Origin of the sequence: Ketogulonicigenium robustum, assembly GCF_002117445.1 — a bacterium.
GTDB classification, from domain to species: Bacteria; Pseudomonadota; Alphaproteobacteria; order Rhodobacterales; family Rhodobacteraceae; genus Ketogulonicigenium; species Ketogulonicigenium robustum.
This window is the reverse complement of sequence record NZ_CP019937.1, coordinates 1,703,387-1,724,362: the sequence shown is the minus strand read 5'-3', so window position 1 is coordinate 1,724,362 and position 20,976 is coordinate 1,703,387. Positions and strand designations below refer to the sequence as shown.

The following is a 20,976-nucleotide window of genomic DNA, read 5'->3' as shown; positions in this document are numbered from 1 at the left end:
GGGTTTGCGCGGCCGTGGCAATCATGATCTAATGCAAGGACTTGAATGCTGAAGTTGAAGGCCGCCCGAATGCTGCATCACACGCTGAAATGGAACACGGGTCAGGGATGATAGGGGCAGGGATGATACAAGACAGTGACGATCGCCCGCTGCTGTCGGGGGAACAGCGCATCGCCGCCGCTGTGGGGCGTGTGAACGCTGCACTGACGCGTATGGCGCAGCTGATGGACCGTGCCCCCGCGCCTGCATACCCCGCCGATACCCCCGAGATTGAGGCCGCCCTTTATGACGCCGAAAGCCGCGTTGCGCGGCTGGAAGCGCACCTTGCTGCCGAGCGCGAGCGTCTGGCTGTGGTCGAGCAGCAACTTGCCGCGCAAGGCGGGCGTTTGGCCGAGATTGACGACGAGCTGTATCGTTTGCGCCAATCGAACGCCGAATTGCGCGCCATTACCGAAGAATTGCGGGCCAGCCTGTCCGCGAATGTGGCCGATCCCGCGCTGGTCAACCGCGCGATGGAGGCTGAAATTGCCGCATTGCAGGCCAATCGTGCTGCCGATCTGGCCGAAGTTTCTGCCGTGATCGCGGGGTTGCGCCCGCTGGTTGCCAACGCGGGCCGTAGCGCGCCGCGCCAGCTTGATGCCGAGGAGGAAAACTGATGTCGCACGTGGTGATATCCGTCGGCAATCGCCAATTCGAAGTGGCCTGCAACGCGGGCGAGGAACAGTTCGTCACCAGCGCCGGCGCGCGGCTGGATGCCGAAGCGCAGGCCTTTGCCGCGCAGCTGGGCCGCATGCCCGAAGCGCGGATGCTGTTGATGGCGGGCCTGATGCTGGCCGACCGCACCGGCGCGCTAGAGGATGAGCTGGTGTCCCTGCGCCATCAAGTCGGCACGCTGGAGGCCCGTCTGGCCGCCCCCGCGCGCGTCGAGAAGGTAGAGGTCGAGCGGATCGTTGAGGTGCAGGTACCTGTCGAGGTTCAGGTCGAAGTGCCGGTGCCTGTTGAAGTCCCCGTCGAAGTGCAGGTCGAGGTGATCCCCGAGGATATGATCGCCGCCTATGAGGCGCTGGTCGATCGGGTCGAAGCCATTGTGCGCGAGGCCGAAGGCCGCATCGCTGCGCAGCAGGCGTAAAAAAGGCCGGGTCATGCCCGGCCTTTTACATAGGTGCGTATCGCGAAGACCTTAGGCGTTCGCTTCGCGGATCTTGTTCGCCGAGTCTTTGTTGTAGGCGATGCCTTGGGTGTCGAACAGGGTATCGAGTTCACCCGACAGCACCATTTCGGTGACAATGTCGCAGCCGCCGACGAATTCGCCTTTGACATAAAGCTGCGGGATGGTCGGCCAGTCCGAGAAATCCTTGATACCTTGGCGGATGTCGGCATCGGCCAGCACGTCGACATCGGCATATTCGATGCCCATGAAGTTCAGCACGCTGGCGATGCGGCTGGAAAACCCGCATTGCGGCATCATCTTGGTGCCCTTCATGAACAGCACGACATCATTGTCGGCAATGGTCTGGCGGATCTGGTTAAGGGCTTCGTCGCTCATCTTGGGTATCCTGTGTGTGGGTGCGGGGCCTTTTGGCCTCAGTCCGGTGCCTTGGTGGTCAGGGCAAGGGCGTGAAGGGCGCCGTTCGCCCCCTCCATCTGCTCTTTCAAGGCGGCGTATACTGCGCGTTGCTGCTGCACGCGGTTGAGGCCGCGGAAGCTTTCATCGATGACTTCGGCGGCCCAGTGGTTTCCGTCTCCGGCCAGATCGGTGATGGTGATCTGTGCGGCAGGAAAGGATGCGCGGATCAGCGCTTCGATTTCCGGTGCTTCAATGGCCATATGGCGGGCTCCTGCATGTTAGCTGATCCCAATTTAGGGATCAGCCGGGCTTCGGGCAATGGGCTTAGAGGCCGAGTTTAGCGGCAAAACTGGTGGCATAGGTGTCGACCAGTGCGGCCAGCGGCGCGCTATCGGTGCCGAAGGTGACCTTGTCGCCGCCGAAGTGGCCGTAAATAACGCAAGGAATTCCGTCACCTGCGGCGCCATCGACCAGCGCGGCCACTTGGTCGCGCGGCACGGCTAGCAAGTAGCGGCCCTGATCTTCACCGAACAGCAGTCCGGTTTCTTCGGCAGCAACGTCAACGCCGACACCTGCTGCTGCTGCCATTTCAAATGCAGCCAGCGCAAGGCCGCCGTCCGCGATGTCGGTGCAGGCGCGGATGCGCATGCGGTGGGTCAGGATGAACTGGCCGTGCAGGGCTTCCTCGTCCAGATCAACCTCGGGGGCGTCGCCGTCGGTGCGTCCGAACGCCTCAAGCAGCAGGGCGGATTGGCCGAGGTGGTGGCCGTGACGACCCACCATGATCAGCACATCGCCCGCCTGCGCGGGGCCAGTGATCATCTTGTCGATGTCGGCGATCAGACCGACGCCGCCGATGGTGGGGGTGGGCAAAATCGCGCTGCCGTCGGTTTCGTTGTATAGCGACACGTTGCCCGACACGATCGGGAAGTCGAGCGCGCGGCAGGCGGCACCGATGCCTTCGATTGCGCCGACCAGCTGCCCCATGATCTGCGGCTTTTCAGGGTTGCCGAAGTTCAGGTTGTCGGTGGTGGCTAGCGGGGTTGCACCGACGGCGATCAGGTTGCGATAGGCTTCGGCAACGGCCTGCTTGCCACCCTCGACAGGGTTCGCTTTGACATAGCGCGGCGTCACATCCGAAGTGAAAGCGACGGCTTTGGTGGTGCCGTGCACACGCACGACGCCCGCGCCAAGGCCCGGCACGCGGATGGTATCTGCGCCGACCTGATGGTCGTATTGCGACCAGACCCATGCCTTGCTGGCGTGGTTGGGCGATGCGATCAGCGCGGTCAGGCCCGCGATGGGGGTGATTTCGGGCACATCGGCCAAGGACGCTGCGGCGGGGGTGGGCACCCAAGGGCGGTCGTATTCCGGCGCGCTAGAGGCCAGCTTGGATAGCGGCAGGTCGGCCTTGATGGCGCCGTTCAGCATGATGAGGAAGCGGTCTTCGGCAATCGTCTCGCCAACGATGGCGAAATCCAGATCCCACTTTTCAAAAATCGCACGGGCCTCGGCCTCGCCTTCGGGCTTCAGCACCATCAGCATGCGTTCTTGGCTTTCGGACAGCATCATTTCATACGCGGTCATGCCGGTTTCGCGTACGGGGACCAGTTCAAGGTCAAGGCGAATGCCAAGGCCGCCCTTGTCGCCCATTTCCACTGCCGAACACGTCAGGCCCGCCGCGCCCATGTCTTGGATCGAGATGACAGCATCCGATGCCATCAGCTCCATACAGGCTTCCATCAGGCGCTTTTCGGTAAAGGGGTCGCCGACTTGGACGGTGGGGCGCTTTTCCTCGATCGTGTCGTCGAATTCCGCGCTGGCCATGGTCGCGCCGCCAACGCCGTCGCGGCCGGTCTTTGCGCCAAGGTAAACCACCGGCATCCCTACGCCCGAGGCCGCCGAGTAGAAAATACGGTCGGCATCGGCAAGGCCCGCAGCAAACGCATTCACAAGGCAGTTGCCGTTATAGGCGGGGTCAAAGCGCACTTCGCCGGCCACAGTGGGCACGCCGAATGCGTTGCCATAGCCGCCGATGCCCGCGACCACACCTTCGACCAGCTGGCGGGTTTTGGGGTGGTCCGGCGTGCCGAACGACAGGGCATTCATCGCGGCCATCGGGCGCGCGCCCATGGTAAACACGTCGCGTAGAATGCCGCCAACCCCGGTGCCCGCACCCTGGTAGGGCTCGATATAGCTGGGGTGGTTGTGGCTTTCCATTTTGAACACCAGCGCCTGACCATCGCCGATGTCGACCACGCCCGCGTTTTCGCCCGGGCCGCAGATGACTTGTTTGCCCGTGGTGTGCAGTGTGCGCAGCCACTTTTTCGAGGATTTGTACGAGCAATGCTCGTTCCACATGGCCGAAAAAATGCCGAGTTCTGTAAAGCTGGGCGTGCGGCCGATGATCTCCAGAATACGGTCGTATTCATCGGGCTTCAGCCCGTGGGATGCGATCAGTTCAGGTGTGATTGTTGGCTCGGCCGTCATGGTACTTCCCCCAAGGCTGCTGCATGCAGGCCTATTAGGCGAGGGAGGCCCAAAGGGGAAGCGCCCAGCGTCAACAAGACAAAAAAAAGCCGGGCTATAAATAGGCCCGGCTCAGTCCAACAGGGAGGTATGAAGATGATGAGCCTTGCAGCACCATCGCCTTCGAGTGATGAAATAGGTGGCGAAGTATGAATGGGCAAGGGGTCGGGCTAGTGCATTCCTGCAATGCAGCCATGCACTTGGCGCAAGTGTCTTGTCATTTAGATGTCACTTTTTTGCTGAAAGGGCGGGGTTAATCGGGCACCGCGTCGGCTGGCGGCGCAGATTCGCGCAACTTGCGGCGGTGAGCGATCAGTTCATCTTGTACGAAGTCGCGGAAAGCGGCGATCCGGCGAGATTGGCGCAGTTCCTCGGCGTAGGCGATGAAGACGGGGATCTCGCTCGATTCGACATAGGGCAGGACGCGGCACAGGTTAGGGCTGTCCTCGGTGACGTAATCGGGCAAAATGCCGATGCCGATGTTTGCCAGCACACCTTGCAGAACCCCGTAATAGGTGTTGACCGTCAGGGTCGATGTCACTTCGAACGACAACAGCTTTTGTCCCAGCGCGATGGCGGCCACGGGTTGGGGCGAGTTGATATTCTGGCAGATCAGGCGGTGCTGGGCGATATCCTCCAGCCGGTTGATGGGCGGCATGTTCGCCAGATATTCGGGGGTCGCATAAAGGCGCATGCGCACCGCCATTAACCTTTTACGGATGACATCGGCTTGACTTGGCTCTTTCAGCCGGATCGCAACGTCGGCCTCGCGCATGGGCAGATCAAGGATCCGCTCCTCAAGGATCAGGTCGATTTTCAGGTCGGGATATTGGGCGTAGAGCTTACCCAGTCGCGGCGCCAGCCACATCGTACCAAAGCCGGTGGTCGTAGTCACTTTCAGCGTGCCGAAGACACCATCCTCGGAATCGCGGATGCGGGCGGCGGCGGCTTCCAGCCGCTTGTTCATGCTGCGCGTGGCGTCGAACAACAGCTCGCCCTGTTCTGTCAGGATCAACCCACGCGCATGGCGGTGGAACAGCGTGGTGCCTAGCGTTTCTTCCAGCGCGCGGATCTGGCGCGAGACGGCGGATTGACTGAGGTGCAGGGTATCGCCCGCATGCGTCAAGCTACCTGCATCGGCAACGGCATGAAATATCCGCAACTTGTCCCAGTCCATCGCCTCCCCCCGTCTTTTCCCTCTTGATACGCATATATAGTCGAAATCACTGAAAAAAACATGATTTCCACGTCAAGGCAGCGAATTCATGATAGGCGTTGCGCGCGGGGTGATGGATTTTCCGCCACAAGGCGCATATGTGGTGCGAAAAGGCCGCGCTGCGGGGCGCAGATGTGGCCCTGTTTGGCCTATGGAGGGCGCAGCAATGGCGGTTGGCGTATTTGACAGCGGCTTGGGTGGTTTGACGGTTCTTAATGCGATTTCGCAGCGATTGCCCGACCTGCCCTTGGTGTATTTTGGCGACAATGCCCACGCGCCCTATGGCGTGCGGACATCGGACGACATCTACAACCTAACCGTCGCCGCCACGCAAAAGCTGTTCGACCAAGGCTGCGATCTGGTGATTTTGGCTTGCAACACCGCCTCGGCTGCGGCGCTGAAGCGGATGCAGGAAAACTGGGTCCCCGAGGGTAAACGGGTTTTGGGTGTGTTTGTGCCCCTGATCGAGGCGCTGACCGAGCGGCAGTGGGGCGACAATTCCCCCCCGCACGAGGTCGCCGTAAAGCACGTCGCGCTGTTTGCCACGCCGGCAACAGTTGCAAGTCGCGCGTTCCAGCGTGAATTGGCGTTTCGCGCCATTGGCGTCGATGTCGAGGGGCAGGCCTGCGGCGGGGTTGTCGATGCGATTGAAGAGGGTGACCTGATCTTGGCCGAAGCGCTGGTGCGCAGCCATGTCGAGGCGCTGAAGCGCAAGATGCCGCGCCCCGATGCCGCCATTTTGGGCTGCACCCATTACCCGCTGATGGAGGATATCTTCCGTGACGCGCTGGGCGAGGGGGTCGAGGTGTTCTCGCAGGCCAAGCTGGTTGCCGAATCGCTGGCCGATTATCTGGCGCGCCATCCCGAAATGGTTGGCCCCGGCACAGAGAGTAAATTTTTGACCACCGGCGACCCAGCGCGGGTGTCGACACATGCGATTCAGTTTTTGCATCGCCCGATCAACTTTCAGAAAGCCTGACGGTAATGTGGCCCCGCTGCGGTTGCGGGGGGCACCATGCTGACGTAATGCAGGGGGCAGAACTGCCCGCCACAGCCTAACAAAGGGGAAGCCATGCCGTTCAACGTCGCGATTTTGGGGGCATCCGGGTATACCGGTGCCGAATTGGTGCGTATTATCGCCACCCATCCCGAACTGCGTATTGTGGCGCTGTCGGCTGACCGCAAGGCAGGTATGGCGATGGGGGACGTGTTCCCGCATCTGCGCCACTTGGATCTGCCGCAACTGGTGCAAACGGGCGAAATCGATTTTTCCGGTATCGATCTGGTGTTCTGCGCGCTGCCGCACGGCCTTAGCCAAGCGCTGGTTGCGCAGCTGCCAACGCATCTGAAGATCGTCGATCTGGGGGCCGATTTCCGTCTGCGCGATCCGGCTGAGTATGAGAAATGGTACGGCGCCCCCCACGTGGCGCTAGATTTGCAGAAAGAGGCCGTCTACGGCCTGACCGAATTTTACCGCGACGACATCAAATCTGCGCGTTTGGTGGCCGGCACGGGCTGTAATGCCGCGACCGTGCAATTCGCGCTGCGCCCGCTGATCGAGGCTGGCGTCATCGATCTGGACGAGATCATCTGCGATTTGAAGAACGGCGTTTCGGGTGCGGGCCGCAGTCTGAAAGAAAACATGCTGTTTGCCGAACGCTCGGAAGATGTCGCCGGTTATTCGCAAGGCGGCAAGCACCGCCATCTGTCGGAATTCGATCAAGAGTTTTCGGCCATTGCCGGTCGCCCTGTGCGGATCGTTTTCACTCCGCATCTGGTGCCCGTTAATCGCGGTATCTTGGCGACGATCTATCTGAAGGGCGATGCGCAGGCCGTTTATGACGCGCTGGCGCAGCGCTATGCGGACGAGCCGTTCGTCGTGGTGCTGCCCTTTGGCCAACTGCCCGCGATGTCGCATGTGCAAGGGTCGAACTTCTGCCACATCGGCGTCACCGCCGACCGTATCTCGGGACGGGTGTTGGTGGTGTCGACGCTGGATAACTTGAACAAGGGCTCCTCGGGGCAGGCTGTGCAAAACGCCAACCTGATGTTGGGGCTGGACGAGACGACGGGCCTGATGCTGGCCCCGATTTTTCCGTAATCGAAAGGGTTGTGTCATGGCTGGCATGAGAGGACTGAAAAAGCAGCGCCGGATTCAGATTATCGCAGTAGCGGTAATCGCGTTGGCGCTGTCGACGGGCTTGATCGGCTATGCCATGCGCGACGGGATTAGTTTCTTTCGCTCGCCCACGCAGGTTTTGGCCGAGCCCCCGTCCGAGAATGAACTGTTCCGTATCGGCGGTCTGGTCGAGGAAGGGTCGCTAGTGCGCGGACAAGGCACGTCGATTACATTTAGCGTGACCGATGGCGGCGCCGCGGTGCCTGTGGCCTATACCGGCATCTTGCCCGATCTGTTCGGCGAGGGCGAGGGCGTGGTCGCCCAAGGGCGCTATATCAACGGGCGCTTCGAGGCGATCGAGATTTTGGCGAAACACGATGAAAGCTATATGCCCAAGGAAGTCGTGGACGCGCTGAAAGAACAAGGTGTCTATCACGACGCCAATGAAAGCTGACGCAGCCGCGGCAGTAGGGGACATCCAATGACAGTCGAACTGGGACAATTTGCCCTGATACTCGCCTTCGCCGTGGCGGTTTTGCAGATGATCGTACCGATGATTGGCGCGCAAAAAGGCTGGCAAGGCTGGATGCGCTTTGCAACGCCTGCCGCGACCGCGCAGGTGCTGCTGACGGCATTTGCCTTTGCTGCGCTGACGTGGGCGTTCGTGACATCCGATTTCTCGGTCAAGCTGGTGGTGATGAACTCGCACACCGACAAGCCGCTGATCTACAAAATATCGGGCGTGTGGGGCAACCACGAGGGCTCGATGCTGCTGTGGTTGCTGATCTTGGCCATTTTCGGCGCGGCGGTCGCGTGGTTTGGCCAATATCTGCCCGAACGCCTGAAGGCGCGCGTTTTGGCTGTACAGGCTTCGATCTCTGTCGCGTTTTACGGCTTTACCTTGTTCACGTCGAACCCGTTTGAACGGATGCCTATTGCGCCGCTGAACGGGCAGGATTTGAACCCGCTGCTGCAAGACCCCGGCCTAGCGTTCCACCCGCCGTTTCTGTACTTGGGCTATGTCGGCTTTTCGATCGCGTTTTCTTTTGCAATTGCAGCGCTTATCGAGGGGAAGGTTGATGCCGCATGGGGCCGCTGGGTGCGCCCGTGGACGCTGGCCGCTTGGTCGTTCCTGACCGTCGGTATCGCGCTGGGCAGCTGGTGGGCCTATTACGAATTGGGCTGGGGCGGCTTCTGGTTCTGGGACCCGGTCGAAAATGCTTCCTTCATGCCGTGGCTGATCGGCGCGGCGCTGCTGCATTCGGCCATCGTGGTTGAAAAGCGCGAGGCGCTGAAGAGCTGGACGATCCTGCTGGCAATCTTGGCCTTTGGCTTCTCGTTGCTGGGCACGTTTATCGTGCGCTCGGGCACGCTGACATCTGTCCACGCCTTTGCGTCCGATCCGGCGCGCGGCACGGTGATCTTGCTGATCTTGGGCTTCTTCCTTGGCGGCGGCTTGACGCTGTATGCCGCCCGCGCCAGTGCGATGGAGGCGAAGGGCATCTTTAGCTTGGTCAGCCGCGAATCCGCGCTGGTGATGAACAACGTGCTGTTGGCCGTTGCCGCGTTTGTGGTGCTGATAGGCACGATCTGGCCGCTGATCACCGAAATCGCCGGTCGCACGGTGTCGGTCGGCCCGCCGTTCTTCAACGCCGCCTTTACCCCTTTCATGATTGCCCTTTCGGTGATTTTGCCCATCGGGTCCGTGCTGGCGTGGAAGCGTGGCACGCTGAGCAAAGCCTTGCAGCAGTTGTGGGGCGCGGCTGTGTTGGCCTTTGCGCTGATGGCCCTGACGTGGGTTGTCACGGGTGGCCATTCGATGCTGGGGCCGGTCGGCGTTCTGATCGGCACGTGGGTTGTCGCGGCGACGGTGCTGGACACATGGGCCCGTACCGGGCGTGGCACGATTGGCGGGCGCTTGCAGCGCTTGACGCGGCTGCCGCGCGCCGATTGGGGCAAAGCCTTTGCGCATATCGGATTCGGCGTCACTATTTTGGGTATTGCCCTCAGCCTCTCGCTGTTGAAAGAGGACATCCGTGTCGTTCAAGTAGGCGAGAGTTATAACGTCGGTGACTACACCTTCGTCATGACCGGCGTGCATGATCTGGATGGCCCGAACTACATCACTCGCATGGCGGATATCGAGGTTAGCCAAGACGGCCGCCCCGTGACCACCTTGCACCCCGAAAAGCGCTTCTATGTATTTGCGGGTATGCCCACGACCGAAGCTGGCATCAGCAGCAACCTGCTGCGCGATGTCTATGTGGTGCTGGGCGATCCGCAGGCTGATGGTGGCCATGCCATGCGCACCTACATCAAGCCCTTCGTGAACTGGCTGTGGCTGGGCGCGATGCTGATGGCTGTCGGGGGCGGCATTTCGCTGTCGGACCGCCGCCTGCGTGTTGCCGCTGGTGCGGCCAAGCAGGCTCGCCCGCGCGGGGTACCTGCGGAATGAAGCGCATCGTTCTTGCCCTGTCTTTGTGTCTCGCTGTGGCAAGCCCCGTCTGGGCCGTCCAGCCGGACGAGGTGCTGTCCGACCCCGGGCTAGAGGCGCGGGCCCGCCACATCAGCGCGGGTTTGCGCTGCCTTGTGTGCCAGAACGAGAATATCGACGATTCCAACGCGCAACTTGCCCGCGATCTGCGCCTGCTAGTGCGCGAGCGGTTGGTTGCCGGTGACACCGATGCCGAGGCGATTGACCACATCGTCGCACGCTATGGCGAGTATGTGCTGCTGCGCCCGCGCATGGGGGGCATGAACAACGTGCTGTGGGGCGCAGCGCCCGCGATGTTCCTGATGGCGCTGGGGGTTGCTGTCATCGCCATTCGTCGCCGCGCGCGTGCCGAGGCAGCACCGCCGTTGACCGAGGACGAGAAGAAGCGTTTGGACGAGCTGCTGAAGTAGCCGATCCTGTTAAAAAAGGGCGCCTCGCGGCGCCCTTTTTGTTTTAGCGGTCGTTGATCGGGACGAACTTGCGGACATCGTCGCCCATGTACAGCTGGCGCGGACGACCAATTTTCAATTGCGGGTCGGCCAGCTGTTCCTTCCACTGCGAAATCCAGCCGACGGTGCGCGCCAGCGCAAAGATCGGCGTGAACATCGATGTCGGGAAGCCGATCGCCTCGAGGATGATGCCCGAATAGAAGTCGACGTTGGGGTAGAGCTTCTTTTCGATGAAGTAGGGGTCTTGCAGGGCGATGGCTTCCAGTTCCTTGGCCACTTGCAAGGTCGGGTTGTTCTCGACCCCCAGCAGGGCCAGAACCTCGTCCGCGGTTTCCTTCATGATCTTCGCGCGGGGATCGAAGTTCTTGTAGACGCGGTGGCCGAAGCCCATCAGGCGGAAGGGGTCGTTCTTGTCTTTCGCCTTGGCGATGTATTCGGGAATGCGGTCGACGGTGCTGATCTCGCGCAGCATTTCAAGGCAGGCTTGGTTTGCGCCGCCGTGTGCGGGGCCCCACAGACATGCGATACCCGCCGCGATACAGGCAAACGGGTTCGCCCCCGAGCTGGAGGCAAGGCGCACTGTCGAGGTCGAGGCGTTTTGTTCGTGGTCGGCATGCAGCGTGAAGATGCGGTCCATCGCGCGGGCGATGACGGGGTTTACCTGATAGGGCTCGGCCGGGACGGCGAAGCACATGTGCAGGAAGTTCGCCGCATAATCCAAGTCGTTGCGCGGGTAAACGAAGGGCTGGCCGATCGAATATTTGTAGGCCATCGCGGCGATTGTCGGCATCTTGGCGATCAGCCGTATCGAGGCGACTTCGCGGTGGTGCGCGTCGTTGATGTCGGTCGAATCGTGGTAGAACGCCGATAGCGCCCCAACCACACCGACCATCGTGGCCATCGGGTGGGCGTCACGGCGGAAGCCACGGAAGAAATACTGCATCTGTTCGTGGATCATGGTGTGACGCGTCACCATGGTCTCGAAATCTTGTTGCTGTTTGGGGGTCGGCAATTCGCCATAAAGCAGCAGGTAAGCCACCTCGAGGAAGTGGGATTCGGTCGCCAGTTGTTCGATCGGGTAGCCGCGGTGGGTCAGAACGCCGTTGTCACCGTCAATGAAGGTAATGGCGGAATCGCAGGCCGCGGTTGATGTAAAACCCGGGTCGTAGGTGAAAACGCCCGCCTGGCCGTACAGCTTTCGAATGTCGATCACGTCCGGCCCGCTGGTCGGGTGCAGGATTGGCAAATCGAAGCTTTGATCGTCGATCGTCAGCTTGGCAGTCTTGTTGTCGGCCATTCGGGTTCCCCTTGCTGGGACTGCAGACAGGGCGAAATGCCCTGCTGCAGCTGTGGCTGGATTACCCTGCCACAAAGCAAAGTAACCCCTGTTTAGGACGAGGCCTCGGCCAGGCGCGCGGTCGATTCCGTGCGGCCCAGAATCAGCATCATGTCGAATACGCTTGGGCTTACGCTGCGCCCGGCAAGCGCTGTTCGCAAGGGGGCTGCAATCTTGCCCAGCTTGGTTCCATGCTTTTCGGCAACCTCGGCGACCAGCGTTTCAAGCGTGTCGCGTTCCCAGCTAACATCCGGCAACAGCTGCGTCAATTCGTTCAGTATGCCACGGGATACAGTATCGAGGGCCGCCGCCGCTTTCTCGTCGGGGACGATAGGGCGTTGGGTCAGGACGAAATGAGCCTTTTCCAGCAATTCGGGGAAGGTTTTGGCGCGTTCCTTCAGGGTATACATCGCGCGCAGCAGCCCGTCGGCTTGCGCATCTGTCAGGGGCGCGGCGCCGATTTTGGCCAAATATCCCTTGATTTGGGCGACCAGATCGGCGTCATCGCTGCGGGCGATATGCATACCGCACAGGTGTTCCAGCTTTTTGGTGTCGAAACGGGCGGGTGATTTGCCGATGCCTTCCAGATCGAACCAAGCGCGCGCCTCGGCATCGGTAAAGAATTCGGCATCGCCATGGCTCCAACCCAAGCGGGTCAGGTAGTTGCGCATGCCGGCGGCGGGGTAGCCCATGGCTTGGTATTCGGCGGCGGCCGTCGCGCCGTGCCGTTTCGACAGCTTTTTCCCGTCGGGCCCGAAAATCAGCGGAATGTGCGCCATGACGGGAAAATCCCAGCCCATCGCGTCGTAGATCATCTTTTGACGGAACGCGTTGGTCAGGTGGTCGTCGCCGCGGATGACATGCGTGACGCCCATATCATGATCATCGACCACCACGGCCAGCATATAGACCGGAGTGCCGTCCGAGCGCAGCATGACCATATCGTCCATCTGGTCATTGCCGATGGTCACTTCGCCCTGAACTTGGTCGGTGATGGTTTGGGCGCCGTCTTGCGGGGCTTTGATACGAATGACGAAGGGCAGGTCCGGGTGTTCGCTTTCAGGCACATCGCGCCAAGGCGAGCGGAACAGCGTCGACTTGCCCTCAGCCCGGGCCTGTTCGCGGAAGGCTTCGATTTCTTCGGTCGTCGAAAAGCATTTGTAGGCTTTGCCGCTCGCCAGCAGTTCGCGCGCGACCTCGGCATGGCGGGGGGCGCGCTCGAACTGGCTGATCGGCTCGCCGTCCCAATCGATCCCCAACCACGTCAGGCCCGCCAGAATTTCGGCGGTGTTTTCGGGGGTCGAGCGGCTGCGGTCGGTGTCCTCGATCCGCAGCAGGAATTTACCGCCGCGCCCGCGCGCGAACAGCCAGTTGAACAGCGCCGTGCGCGCGCCGCCGATATGCAGCGATCCGGTGGGCGAGGGGGCAAAGCGGGTGACGACGGGTTTGGTGTCGGACATCGGGGACAGCCTTGTTTTATTCGCTGCGCAGCAGGCGCGTTAAGGATTTGCTAACCAAGAACGGACTAGCGTTTTCACCATTGGGCATAGTCACCTTGGGGGCCGATAACAAGTGCGGGGCGCGGCCTTTCGCGATGCGCTGGCGCGCGTGATCGACGAACAACGTGGCAGTCTGTTGCCGTGGGTGCCGGTGCTGCTGGGGGCCGGTATGGCCATATGGCTGGCCCTGCCGTTCGAGCCGCCCGTCGCGCTTTACGCCGCCTGCCTTCTGGGGGCGGGCGCGCTGTGCGTGCCGCGCGGGGCAGCGCGAATGTTCGGCGTCGCCGTGCTGTTGCTGGCCCTCGGGTTCGCGCTGGCGGGGGTGCGGGGGCACCTTGTGGCTGCACCGGTGCTGACGCGCGATTATTACGGCCCTGTCATGGGCCGCATCATCGACATTGACGCGAATCAGGCGGGTGCGATGCGCCTGACGCTGGACAATGTGGTGTTGGATAGGATTGCCCCGCAGGATGTGCCCGCACAGGTCCGGATTAGCCTTGCTGGGCGGCAGGGGTTCTTTCAACAGACACCGGGGACGGTCGTGATGATGACCGCGCGTTTGACGCCGCCCAACGGCCCCCCCGAGCCGCACGGCTTCGATTTTCGCCGCTATGCGTGGTTCGAGGGTCTGGGTGCCGTCGGTAGCACCCAGACCCCCGCTGTCACCGCATATCCGCCGCAAGACGGCGCGCTGCTGATCGAGCGGGTGCGTATGATCTTATCCGGCGCGATTCGCGCCCATGTGGCGGGGGATGCGGGCGGCTTTTTGGCGGCGGTGTTGACAGGCGACCGGCAGGGCTTGTCGCCCGAGGTGAACCAGTGGATGCGCGACACCAGCCTTTACCATCTGGTGTCGATCTCGGGCGTTCATATGGCGCTGCTGGCGGCATTCGTTTTTGCGTTGGTGCGGGGGGCTGTTGCGCTGGTGCCGCCGCTGGCGCTGCGGGTGTCGTCGAAAAAGATCGCGGCTGCGGTCGCCTTGCCGGTCGCCGCTTTCTATTTGGCCTTGGCGGGGCGCGACATTGCGACCGAACGCGCCTTCATCACCGTCGCGGTTTCGCTGGGGGCGGTGTTGATCGACCGGCGGGCCATCTCGTTGAACACCGTGGCCATCGCGGCGACGCTGGTGCTGCTCATGCGCCCCGAGGCTGTGCTGAACGCAGGCTTTCAGATGTCTTTCGCGGCGGTTGTGGGGCTGGTGGTGCTGTTCGATGCGCTACGCCATACGCAGCACCGCTGGCCCGGCCTGCGCCGCTGGCGCGCGATGGGGTGGGTGCTGCTGCCAGCGGCCGTGTCGCTGGTGGCGGGGGTCGCCACGGCGCCCTATGCGGCCGCCAGCTTCAACCGGATATCGCACTACAGCCTGCCCGCAAACATGCTGGCCGAGGCCGCGATGAGCTTTCTTGTCATGCCCGCGGGTGTGCTGGCGCTGGTGCTGTGGCCGCTGGGGGTGGGGCCTGTAGCGCTGTGGGTCGCGGCGCAGGGAACGCGGTGGATTTTGTGGGTCGCGGCGTGGATCGCCAGCTGGCCCTTTGCCGTGTCTGCGGTGCAGACGCCCCAGCCAGCGGTATTGCCGCTGATGACGTTGGGCGGATTGTTTGTCATCCTCTGGCGTGGGTGGGGCAGGTGGTTGGGTTTGCCGGTGGTTGCCGCTGCACTGGTCCTGTGGGGGCTAACCGCGCGGCCTGCGCTGTTGATTGCGGGCGACGGGGCGGCGGTGGCTGTTTTGGGGGCCGAGGGTCGGGTGTTTTCAAAGCCGCGCGGGGCGGGCTATGCCGCCGCCAACTGGTTGCGGTCTGACGGCGAAATTATATCGCAGGCCGATGCAGCTGCGCGCGTGGGTTGGGTGGTGGGTGACGGGCGGGCGACGATTGTGGTCGCGGGGCAGCGCGTCTTGCACCTGACAACAGCCGTGGCGGCGCGGGCCGCGCAGGATTGTGGGGGGGCTGATATTGTTGTCGCCGCGCATGATTTGCCGCCGCTGGGCGATTGCACTGTGTTCGATAAAACCGTGTTACGCGCAAGCGGTGCTGTCGCAGGGATTATTACCAATGCGGGGCTGCGGCTGGATACGGTCGAGGCGACGTCGGGGCGTCGCCTCTGGATCCGCTAGCGGGGGATGTCAAAGCCGGGGGCGGCCAGTTCCCAGCGGTCAAAGCTGAAGCCGGGGCTGACGGTGCAGCTGACCAGCGTCCAGTCGCCCTGCGCGCGCGCGGCCTGCCAGTGGTGCGGCGGCACGATCAATTGGGGCGCTTGGCCCGCTTGCAGGTCGGCGCCAAGGGTGTGGTCGACCGCAGGGCCATTGGTGTCGGCGGCCATCGACAGCGTCAGCGGTGCACCAGCGTGATACAGCCATATTTCGGCTGCATCGACCTTGTGCCAGTGGCTGACCTCGCCCGCTTGCAGCAGGAAGTGGATGGCGGTGCCTGTGGGGCGGCCATCAGCATCAGTCACGTCGCTGCGCCACGTTTGGCGGTACCAGCCCCCTTCAGGGTGGGGCTGGAGGCCAAGCGTCGCGATGATCTCCTCGGCTCGCATCAGCGCAGGATGCTGCGGCCAGCGAACACTGCACCCGCACCCAGCATTTCTTCGATGCGGATCAGTTGGTTGTATTTCGCCAGACGATCCGAGCGCGACAGCGACCCAGTTTTAATTTGGCCGCAGTTGGTGGCCACGGCCAGATCGGCGATGGTTGTGTCCTCGGTCTCGCCCGAACGGTGCGACATCACGGCGGTGTAGCGGGCACGGTGGGCCATATCGACGGCGCGCAGCGTTTCCGACAGGGTACCGATCTGGTTGACCTTGACCAGCAGCGAGTTGGCAACACCTTGATCGATCCCGTCCGACAGGCGAGCGGGGTTGGTCACAAACAGATCGTCGCCCACCAGTTGAACTTTGCTGCCGATTTTGTCGGTCAGCAGTTTCCAGCCGGCCCAGTCATCCTCGGCCATACCGTCTTCGATCGAGATGATCGGGTAGTCGGCGACCAGCTTGGCCAGATAGTCGGCGTTTTCTTCAGGCGTCAGGGTCAGATTCTCGCCGGACAGGACGTATTTACCGTCTTTGAAGTATTCTGTCGAGGCACAGTCCAGCGCAAGGTAGATGTCACGGCCGGGGGTGTAGCCCGTCTTTTCAATCGCGCGCAGGATGAAATCCAGCGCTTCGCGGGTCGAGGCGATGTTCGGGGCGAAGCCGCCTTCGTCACCGATGCCGGTCGACAGGCCCGCTTGGTGCAGCTCTTTCTTCAGCGTGTGGAACACCTCGGCGCCCATGCGGATCGCGTCGCGGATGTTGTCCGCGGCGACCGGCATGATCATGAATTCTTGGAAATCGATCGGGTTGTCGGCGTGTTCGCCGCCGTTGATGATGTTCATCATCGGGACGGGCAGGGTGCGGGCCGACGTGCCGCCGATATAGCGATAGAGCGGCTGGTTGGTGAATTCCGATGCAGCTTTCGCAACAGCCAGCGAGACGCCCAAAATCGCGTTTGCGCCCAAGCGGCCCTTGTTAGGGGTGCCGTCAATTTCGATCATCAGGGCGTCGATGTCTTCTTGCTCGGTCGCATCAAGGCCGATCAGTTCTTCAGCCAGCTCGCCATTGACGGCGGCGACGGCTTCCAGAACGCCTTTGCCGGCGTAGCGCGACTTGTCGCCGTCGCGCTTTTCAACCGCCTCGTGGGCGCCGGTCGATGCGCCCGAGGGGACTGCGGCGCGGCCAAACGCGCCGCTTTCCAGCAGAACATCTACTTCGACAGTGGGGTTTCCCCGGCTGTCCAGAATTTCGCGGGCTTGGATGTCGACGATGCTGCTCATGGCAAAAACTCCCGTTGGCGCCTGTGTTGCAGGTTCATTAGCGCGCATCGGGCGGGCAGAAAAGTGCCTTCGCGGCACCGTTAGCGCTTAGCCCATCATGCTGCGCATCCGTTTGCGCTCGCGGTAGAGGGCGTAGAGCCCCGAGCCGACGATCATAGCGGATCCGACAAGGGTCCAGATGTCGGGGCGTTCGTGGAAAATCAGGATCGCCAGAATCATTGCAAACAGCAGCCGCGTGTAGCGGAACGGGATGACCGCGGACAATTCGCCGATGCGCGAGGAGATGATCAGCGCCAGATAGGCCGCGATGCCCGAGACGACCGCCAGCAGGATCGGCAGCCACTGTGTGCCTTGGGGCATCGGCAGTTGCCCTTGCGCTGCGGCTATCATCAGGCCGGCACAGCCCGAGCATGTGAAGCCCCACGTGGCCAGCGCCGACGAGGAAATATGCGGTGGGATGCACCGCGTGGATACATCGCGCACTGCAAGGCCGATGACGGCCCCCACAGCCCATAAGGCGTGGATGTCGAACCCGTGGGTGCCGGGGCGCAAGATCACCATGACGCCCGCAAAGCCGACGCAGACGGCGATCCAGCGCCGCCAGCCGATTTGTTCGCCGAGGAAAATCGCAGCGCCCACCATCACCGCCAGCGGCAGCGCCTGGGCGACCGCGGTTGCCAGTGTCAGCGGCGCGGTGGTGATTGCCATCACCATGCAAGCGGTGCCGGCAAGTTCGGCCAGATTGCGAATGATGACGATAGGGTGGAAGAAGGTGGGCGAAATAACTCGCTCGCCCTTGCGCCACGCGACGATGGCCAGCAGCAGCGCCCCCAGAAAGCCCACCAGTGTCAGCAAGGTTCCCTGTGGCAGATCGGCCGCTGCAACCTTGAACATGGCGTCTTCGATGGCGAAACCCGCCATCGCGAGGGTCAGCAGCAGCGCTGCGTGGAAGTTGTTCAATTCAGTTCTTCTTTTCGGGGGATTGATCGTCGCGCAGGCCGTAAAGTTCCAGACGGTGCCCGATCAGGCGGTAGCCCAGCTTGCGGGCGATGGCTTCTTGCAGGGCCTCGATTTCGGGGTCGATGAATTCGACGACCTCGCCCGAGTGGATGTCGATCAGGTGGTCGTGGTGGTCGCGCTCGGCATCCTCGTAACGGGCGCGACCGTCGCCGAATTCGTGCCGTTCCAAAATGCCCGATTCCTCTAGCAATTTGACGGTGCGATAGACGGTTGCGATGGAAATACCCGCGTCGATCGCCACAGCGCGGCTGTGCAGTTCAGCCACGTCGGGGTGATCGTCGGCGGTTTCGAGGATGCGCGCGATGGTGCGGCGCTGCTCGGTCAGGCGCAGGCCTTGGGCCTCACATCGGGCCAAGATTGAACGTGGCATCGCGCATCCCCCCTGTTCAAGCGACGCTGACCAGCGCGTGGCGCTTTTTGCCGGCCGAGAGTTTGACCGGCGTTGCAAAGTCGCTGGCGGTGAACATGCGGCCTGCGTCAACGCAGGTCTCGTCGTTCACTTTCAAGCCGCCTTCGCTGATCAGGCGTTTGCCGTCTTTGCCCGTTTTGGCCAGACCCGAGCGAACGACAAGCTGCGCAAGGCTGATGCCGTCGGACACTTCGGCGGCGGTCAGGGCCAGCTGCGGCAGGTCGTCACCAACACCGCCGTTTTCAAACACGGCGCGAGCAGTGGCCTCGGCGGCGGCGGCGGCTTCGGCCCCGTGCAGCAAGGTGGTGACCTCGTTCGCGAGGATGATCTTGGCGGCGTTGATTTCGGACCCGCCAAGGTTACCCAAACGGTCGCATTCATCGACGGGCAGGTCGGTGTAGAGCTTCAGGAAACGGCCCACATCGGCGTCGGTCGAGTTGCGCCAGAACTGCCAGAATTCGTAGGACGACAGCATTTCACCGCGCAGCCAGACGGCGCCATTGGCCGACTTGCCCATCTTCTTCCCGTCCGACGTGGTCAGCAGCGGCGAGGTCAGGCCGTAGATTTCCTTGTCCGACACGCGACGGGTCAGATCGATCCCGTTGATGATATTGCCCCACTGGTCCGAGCCGCCCATCTGCAGCATGCAGCCGTAGCGGTCGTTCAGCTCAAGGAAGTCGTAGGCCTGCAGGATCATGTAGTTGAATTCAAGGAACGACAGCGATTGTTCCCGATCCAGCCGCGACTTGACGGATTCGAACGACAGCATGCGGTTGACGCTGAAGTGGCGGCCGATATCGCGCAAGAATTCGAGGTAGTTCAGGTTGTCCAGCCATTCCGCGTTGTTCAGCATCAGCGCGCCTGTGGCGCTGTCGTCATAACGCAGGTAGCGGCTGAACACCTGCTGCATGCCGGCGATATTCTCGTCGATTTTTTCGGGGGTCAGCAGGGGGCGCTCGTCGCTGCGGAAGCTGGGGTCGCCCACCTTGGTCGTGCCGCCGCCCATCAGGGTGATCGGCTTGTGGCCGGTCTTTTGCAGCCAGCGCAGCATCATGATGTTCAGCAGATGCCCTACGTGCAACGACGCGGCGGTCGCGTCGTAGCCAATATAAGCCGGTACAACCTGACGGGTCAGGGTTGCGTCCAGTGCGGCGAAATCGGTGCAATCGGCAAGATAGCCGCGCTCGATCATCACGGCCAGGAAATCCGACTTTGGCGTGTAGGTCATTTTGCTCATCCGGCGTTAGTGTTTCAGGCCCCTTCTATAAGTCGGGTGGTCGGGCAGGAAAAGCCGTTGTTTGGCGCAACGCGCGGGCGGGCAGGCGGGTTTTTACGGCTGGCCGCTAGTTTTTCCCCATAACGCATGGGGGCGGTGATGACTGTCGATCTGACACGCGGCGAGAGCGCGCGTATTTTAGACTACTGCCGCAAGGCGCGGCTGACCACGGCGCAGACCGCCTACGTGATGGCGACCGCCCTGTGGGAGACGAACAAAACCATGTTGCCTGTCGAGGAGGCCTATTGGTTATCCGACACCTGGCGCCGGAAAAACCTGCGTTATTATCCGTGGCACGGGCGCGGCTTCGTACAGCTGACGTGGGAGGCGAACTATCGCAAAGCAGGGCACTTGCTGGGCTGCGATCTGACGCGCGACCCCGCCCGGGCGATGCAGCCCGATATCGCGGCGCGCATCTTGGTGCGCGGCATGTGCGAGGGCTGGTTTACTAACCAGCGGCTGGACCAATTCATCACCGCGGCGCGACATGATTTCATCGGGGCGCGCCGCGTTGTGAACGGTACCGACCGTGCAGACGAAATCGCGGCACTGGCGCGCGATTACCACGCGGCGTTGCAAGATGCCGCCCCGCGCCGCGTGTCATGGATATCGGTTCTGTTGAGCTTCTTTATGAAAGGGAAAGTCGCATGAATGCCGCGCCGCTTGCACGTATTTTGCTGCGCTACATCGCAGCTGCCATGATCACCTATGGCTTGGCCCCGCGCGAAGGCGCCATGCTGATCGCAAACGACCCCGAACTGGCAGATCTGCTGGCGATCGCGCTGGGCGCGATCATCGCCGCTGCGGCCGAGGGCTATTATGCCCTCGCCAAGCGCTTTGGGTGGCGCACGTGATGCGCGACGTTCTGACGGGCCTGATTCTGGCGCTGGTTGGCGCGGTGTGGGGGCATTGGCGCGGGGTACGCGCGGCGCGCGCCGCTGCTGCTGCTGCCCGCACCGCGGCGGTAACCCGCGCCCAAACCCAACGCAACGAGGTGGAAGATGCGATTGCAACCCAAACCGATTTACTGGCGTTGGCGCTCAAAAGCGGCCTTATCCGCCGCAGCGGTGATCGCCCTTAGCGCCTGCGCCCGTACCGAGGCGGGCTGCGCGGGTTGGCGACCTGTTTTCATCGCCCCGGCCACGGCGGCCTATCTGGATGCGACCGACCAGCCCGCCTTGCGCGGCCTGTTGGCGCACCAGACCTATGGTCAACTGCTGGGATGCTGGGAATAGCGATAAATCTGGTTG

Annotated in this window: 23 protein-coding genes; 12 read left to right on the top strand and 11 right to left on the bottom strand. The window is 62.2% G+C overall.

Going from position 1 to position 20,976, the window contains the following annotated elements; all coding sequences use genetic code 11:
• Positions 1–122 precede the first annotated feature (122 nt).
• Together BVG79_RS08540 and BVG79_RS08535 are read left to right on the top strand one after the other, a co-directional pair.
• Positions 123–656 carry a hypothetical protein gene (locus BVG79_RS08540; protein ID WP_085786511.1) on the top strand — a complete coding sequence of 178 codons (534 nt, stop codon included), beginning with the start codon at positions 123–125 and terminating at the stop codon, positions 654–656.
• Positions 656–1,129 carry a cell division protein ZapA gene (locus BVG79_RS08535; RefSeq protein ID WP_085786510.1) on the top strand — a complete coding sequence of 158 codons (474 nt, stop codon included), beginning with the start codon at positions 656–658 and terminating at the stop codon, positions 1,127–1,129. The genes BVG79_RS08540 and BVG79_RS08535 overlap by 1 nt, the downstream gene beginning before the upstream one ends.
• Positions 1,130–1,180: 51 nt before the next feature.
• Here the strand turns inward: BVG79_RS08535 and grxD are convergent, their stop codons facing one another.
• From grxD to BVG79_RS08515, 4 genes are all read right to left on the bottom strand, one after another.
• Positions 1,181–1,546 (bottom strand): Grx4 family monothiol glutaredoxin, encoded by a 366-nt coding sequence (gene grxD / locus BVG79_RS08530; RefSeq protein ID WP_085786509.1) that lies wholly within the window; start codon positions 1,544–1,546, stop codon positions 1,181–1,183.
• Positions 1,547–1,584: 38 nt separating this feature from the next.
• A complete protein-coding gene (locus BVG79_RS08525; protein ID WP_085786508.1) occupies positions 1,585–1,827 on the bottom strand; it encodes a BolA/IbaG family iron-sulfur metabolism protein in 243 nt (80 codons plus the stop codon).
• A gap of 64 nt (positions 1,828–1,891) precedes the next feature.
• Positions 1,892–4,057, bottom strand: coding sequence for a phosphoribosylformylglycinamidine synthase subunit PurL (purL, locus tag BVG79_RS08520; RefSeq protein WP_085786507.1), 2,166 nt, complete (start codon positions 4,055–4,057; stop codon positions 1,892–1,894).
• Positions 4,058–4,349: 292 nt separating this feature from the next.
• Positions 4,350–5,273 (bottom strand): LysR family transcriptional regulator, encoded by a 924-nt coding sequence (locus BVG79_RS08515; RefSeq protein ID WP_085786506.1) that lies wholly within the window; start codon positions 5,271–5,273, stop codon positions 4,350–4,352.
• Positions 5,274–5,478: 205 nt separating this feature from the next.
• On the opposite strand from BVG79_RS08515, the gene murI reads away from it, so the two are divergent.
• The 5 genes from murI (at position 5,479) to BVG79_RS08490 (ending at position 10,335) form a co-directional block, all read left to right on the top strand.
• On the top strand, positions 5,479–6,291 hold the full coding sequence (gene murI / locus BVG79_RS08510) for a glutamate racemase (protein WP_085787332.1): 813 nt from the start codon (positions 5,479–5,481) through the stop codon (positions 6,289–6,291).
• Positions 6,292–6,384: 93 nt separating this feature from the next.
• A complete protein-coding gene (gene argC, locus BVG79_RS08505) occupies positions 6,385–7,413 on the top strand; it encodes an N-acetyl-gamma-glutamyl-phosphate reductase (protein WP_085786505.1) in 1,029 nt (342 codons plus the stop codon).
• 25 nt (positions 7,414–7,438) lie between these two features.
• A complete protein-coding gene (gene ccmE / locus BVG79_RS08500) occupies positions 7,439–7,885 on the top strand; it encodes a cytochrome c maturation protein CcmE (protein WP_198167925.1) in 447 nt (148 codons plus the stop codon).
• Between the two features lie 27 nt (positions 7,886–7,912).
• Positions 7,913–9,886 (top strand): heme lyase CcmF/NrfE family subunit, encoded by a 1,974-nt coding sequence (locus tag BVG79_RS08495; protein ID WP_085786503.1) that lies wholly within the window; start codon positions 7,913–7,915, stop codon positions 9,884–9,886.
• A complete protein-coding gene (locus BVG79_RS08490) occupies positions 9,883–10,335 on the top strand; it encodes a cytochrome c-type biogenesis protein (RefSeq protein ID WP_085786502.1) in 453 nt (150 codons plus the stop codon). Before BVG79_RS08495 ends, BVG79_RS08490 begins: the two co-directional genes overlap by 4 nt.
• A gap of 43 nt (positions 10,336–10,378) precedes the next feature.
• Here BVG79_RS08490 and BVG79_RS08485 read toward each other — a convergent pair whose 3' ends face one another.
• Complete coding sequence (locus BVG79_RS08485; RefSeq protein ID WP_085786501.1) at positions 10,379–11,671, bottom strand: citrate synthase; 1,293 nt, start codon at positions 11,669–11,671, stop codon at positions 10,379–10,381.
• 92 nt (positions 11,672–11,763) lie between these two features.
• Positions 11,764–13,170, bottom strand: a complete 1,407-nt coding sequence (gltX, locus tag BVG79_RS08480; RefSeq protein ID WP_085786500.1) for a glutamate--tRNA ligase — start codon at positions 13,168–13,170, stop codon at positions 11,764–11,766.
• 112 nt (positions 13,171–13,282) lie between these two features.
• Here gltX and BVG79_RS08475 point away from each other — a divergent pair, with 112 nt between their 5' ends.
• Positions 13,283–15,322, top strand: coding sequence for a ComEC/Rec2 family competence protein (locus tag BVG79_RS08475; protein WP_085786499.1), 2,040 nt, complete (start codon positions 13,283–13,285; stop codon positions 15,320–15,322).
• On the opposite strand, the gene BVG79_RS08470 is transcribed toward BVG79_RS08475, so the two are convergent.
• From BVG79_RS08470 to tyrS, 5 genes are all read right to left on the bottom strand, one after another.
• Positions 15,319–15,747, bottom strand: coding sequence for a cupin domain-containing protein (locus BVG79_RS08470; RefSeq protein WP_085786498.1), 429 nt, complete (start codon positions 15,745–15,747; stop codon positions 15,319–15,321). The two genes, BVG79_RS08475 and BVG79_RS08470, sit on opposite strands and share 4 nt — an antisense overlap.
• Positions 15,747–17,021, bottom strand: coding sequence for a phosphopyruvate hydratase (gene eno / locus BVG79_RS08465; RefSeq protein WP_085786497.1), 1,275 nt, complete (start codon positions 17,019–17,021; stop codon positions 15,747–15,749). The genes BVG79_RS08470 and eno overlap by 1 nt, the downstream gene beginning before the upstream one ends.
• A gap of 87 nt (positions 17,022–17,108) precedes the next feature.
• A complete protein-coding gene (locus BVG79_RS08460) occupies positions 17,109–17,981 on the bottom strand; it encodes a DMT family transporter (RefSeq protein ID WP_085786496.1) in 873 nt (290 codons plus the stop codon).
• A gap of 1 nt (position 17,982) precedes the next feature.
• Positions 17,983–18,411 (bottom strand): Fur family transcriptional regulator, encoded by a 429-nt coding sequence (locus BVG79_RS08455; protein ID WP_085786495.1) that lies wholly within the window; start codon positions 18,409–18,411, stop codon positions 17,983–17,985.
• Between the two features lie 16 nt (positions 18,412–18,427).
• Positions 18,428–19,678 (bottom strand): tyrosine--tRNA ligase, encoded by a 1,251-nt coding sequence (gene tyrS, locus BVG79_RS08450; protein ID WP_085787331.1) that lies wholly within the window; start codon positions 19,676–19,678, stop codon positions 18,428–18,430.
• 147 nt (positions 19,679–19,825) lie between these two features.
• Between tyrS and BVG79_RS08445 the strand changes: the two genes are divergently transcribed.
• Genes BVG79_RS08445 through BVG79_RS13660 form a run of 4 tightly spaced genes read left to right on the top strand, consistent with a single transcriptional unit; the run spans position 19,826 to position 20,961 of the window.
• Complete coding sequence (locus BVG79_RS08445) at positions 19,826–20,377, top strand: carboxypeptidase (protein ID WP_157115661.1); 552 nt, start codon at positions 19,826–19,828, stop codon at positions 20,375–20,377.
• The gene (locus tag BVG79_RS08440; RefSeq protein ID WP_085786494.1) at positions 20,374–20,580 is read left to right on the top strand and encodes a hypothetical protein; all 207 of its coding nucleotides are present in this window, start codon (positions 20,374–20,376) and stop codon (positions 20,578–20,580) included. Before BVG79_RS08445 ends, BVG79_RS08440 begins: the two co-directional genes overlap by 4 nt.
• On the top strand, positions 20,580–20,807 hold the full coding sequence (locus BVG79_RS08435; protein ID WP_085786493.1) for a hypothetical protein: 228 nt from the start codon (positions 20,580–20,582) through the stop codon (positions 20,805–20,807). The genes BVG79_RS08440 and BVG79_RS08435 overlap by 1 nt, the downstream gene beginning before the upstream one ends.
• Complete coding sequence (locus BVG79_RS13660; protein ID WP_198167832.1) at positions 20,794–20,961, top strand: hypothetical protein; 168 nt, start codon at positions 20,794–20,796, stop codon at positions 20,959–20,961. Before BVG79_RS08435 ends, BVG79_RS13660 begins: the two co-directional genes overlap by 14 nt.
• Positions 20,962–20,976: the final 15 nt, after the last annotated feature.

Excerpts from the sequence above, each read along its gene's own strand:
- BVG79_RS08495 (WP_085786503.1), top strand. The coding sequence starts at position 7,913 with ATGACAGTCGAACTGGGACAATTTGCCCTGATACTCGCCTTCGCCGTG.
- BVG79_RS08490 (WP_085786502.1), top strand. The coding sequence starts at position 9,883 with ATGAAGCGCATCGTTCTTGCCCTGTCTTTGTGTCTCGCTGTGGCAAGC.
- ccmE (WP_198167925.1), top strand. The coding sequence starts at position 7,439 with ATGAGAGGACTGAAAAAGCAGCGCCGGATTCAGATTATCGCAGTAGCG.
- BVG79_RS08470 (WP_085786498.1), bottom strand. The coding sequence starts at position 15,747 with ATGCGAGCCGAGGAGATCATCGCGACGCTTGGCCTCCAGCCCCACCCT.
- purL (WP_085786507.1), bottom strand. The coding sequence starts at position 4,057 with ATGACGGCCGAGCCAACAATCACACCTGAACTGATCGCATCCCACGGG.
- BVG79_RS08445 (WP_157115661.1), top strand. The coding sequence starts at position 19,826 with ATGACTGTCGATCTGACACGCGGCGAGAGCGCGCGTATTTTAGACTAC.
- eno (WP_085786497.1), bottom strand. The coding sequence starts at position 17,021 with ATGAGCAGCATCGTCGACATCCAAGCCCGCGAAATTCTGGACAGCCGG.
- BVG79_RS08440 (WP_085786494.1), top strand. The coding sequence starts at position 20,374 with ATGAATGCCGCGCCGCTTGCACGTATTTTGCTGCGCTACATCGCAGCT.
- gltX (WP_085786500.1), bottom strand. The coding sequence starts at position 13,170 with ATGTCCGACACCAAACCCGTCGTCACCCGCTTTGCCCCCTCGCCCACC.
- grxD (WP_085786509.1), bottom strand. The coding sequence starts at position 1,546 with ATGAGCGACGAAGCCCTTAACCAGATCCGCCAGACCATTGCCGACAAT.
- BVG79_RS08525 (WP_085786508.1), bottom strand. The coding sequence starts at position 1,827 with ATGGCCATTGAAGCACCGGAAATCGAAGCGCTGATCCGCGCATCCTTT.
- murI (WP_085787332.1), top strand. The coding sequence starts at position 5,479 with ATGGCGGTTGGCGTATTTGACAGCGGCTTGGGTGGTTTGACGGTTCTT.
- BVG79_RS08535 (WP_085786510.1), top strand. The coding sequence starts at position 656 with ATGTCGCACGTGGTGATATCCGTCGGCAATCGCCAATTCGAAGTGGCC.
- argC (WP_085786505.1), top strand. The coding sequence starts at position 6,385 with ATGCCGTTCAACGTCGCGATTTTGGGGGCATCCGGGTATACCGGTGCC.
- BVG79_RS08540 (WP_085786511.1), top strand. The coding sequence starts at position 123 with ATGATACAAGACAGTGACGATCGCCCGCTGCTGTCGGGGGAACAGCGC.
- BVG79_RS08435 (WP_085786493.1), top strand. The coding sequence starts at position 20,580 with ATGCGCGACGTTCTGACGGGCCTGATTCTGGCGCTGGTTGGCGCGGTG.
- tyrS (WP_085787331.1), bottom strand. The coding sequence starts at position 19,678 with ATGACCTACACGCCAAAGTCGGATTTCCTGGCCGTGATGATCGAGCGC.
- BVG79_RS08485 (WP_085786501.1), bottom strand. The coding sequence starts at position 11,671 with ATGGCCGACAACAAGACTGCCAAGCTGACGATCGACGATCAAAGCTTC.
- BVG79_RS08455 (WP_085786495.1), bottom strand. The coding sequence starts at position 18,411 with ATGCCACGTTCAATCTTGGCCCGATGTGAGGCCCAAGGCCTGCGCCTG.
- BVG79_RS08515 (WP_085786506.1), bottom strand. The coding sequence starts at position 5,273 with ATGGACTGGGACAAGTTGCGGATATTTCATGCCGTTGCCGATGCAGGT.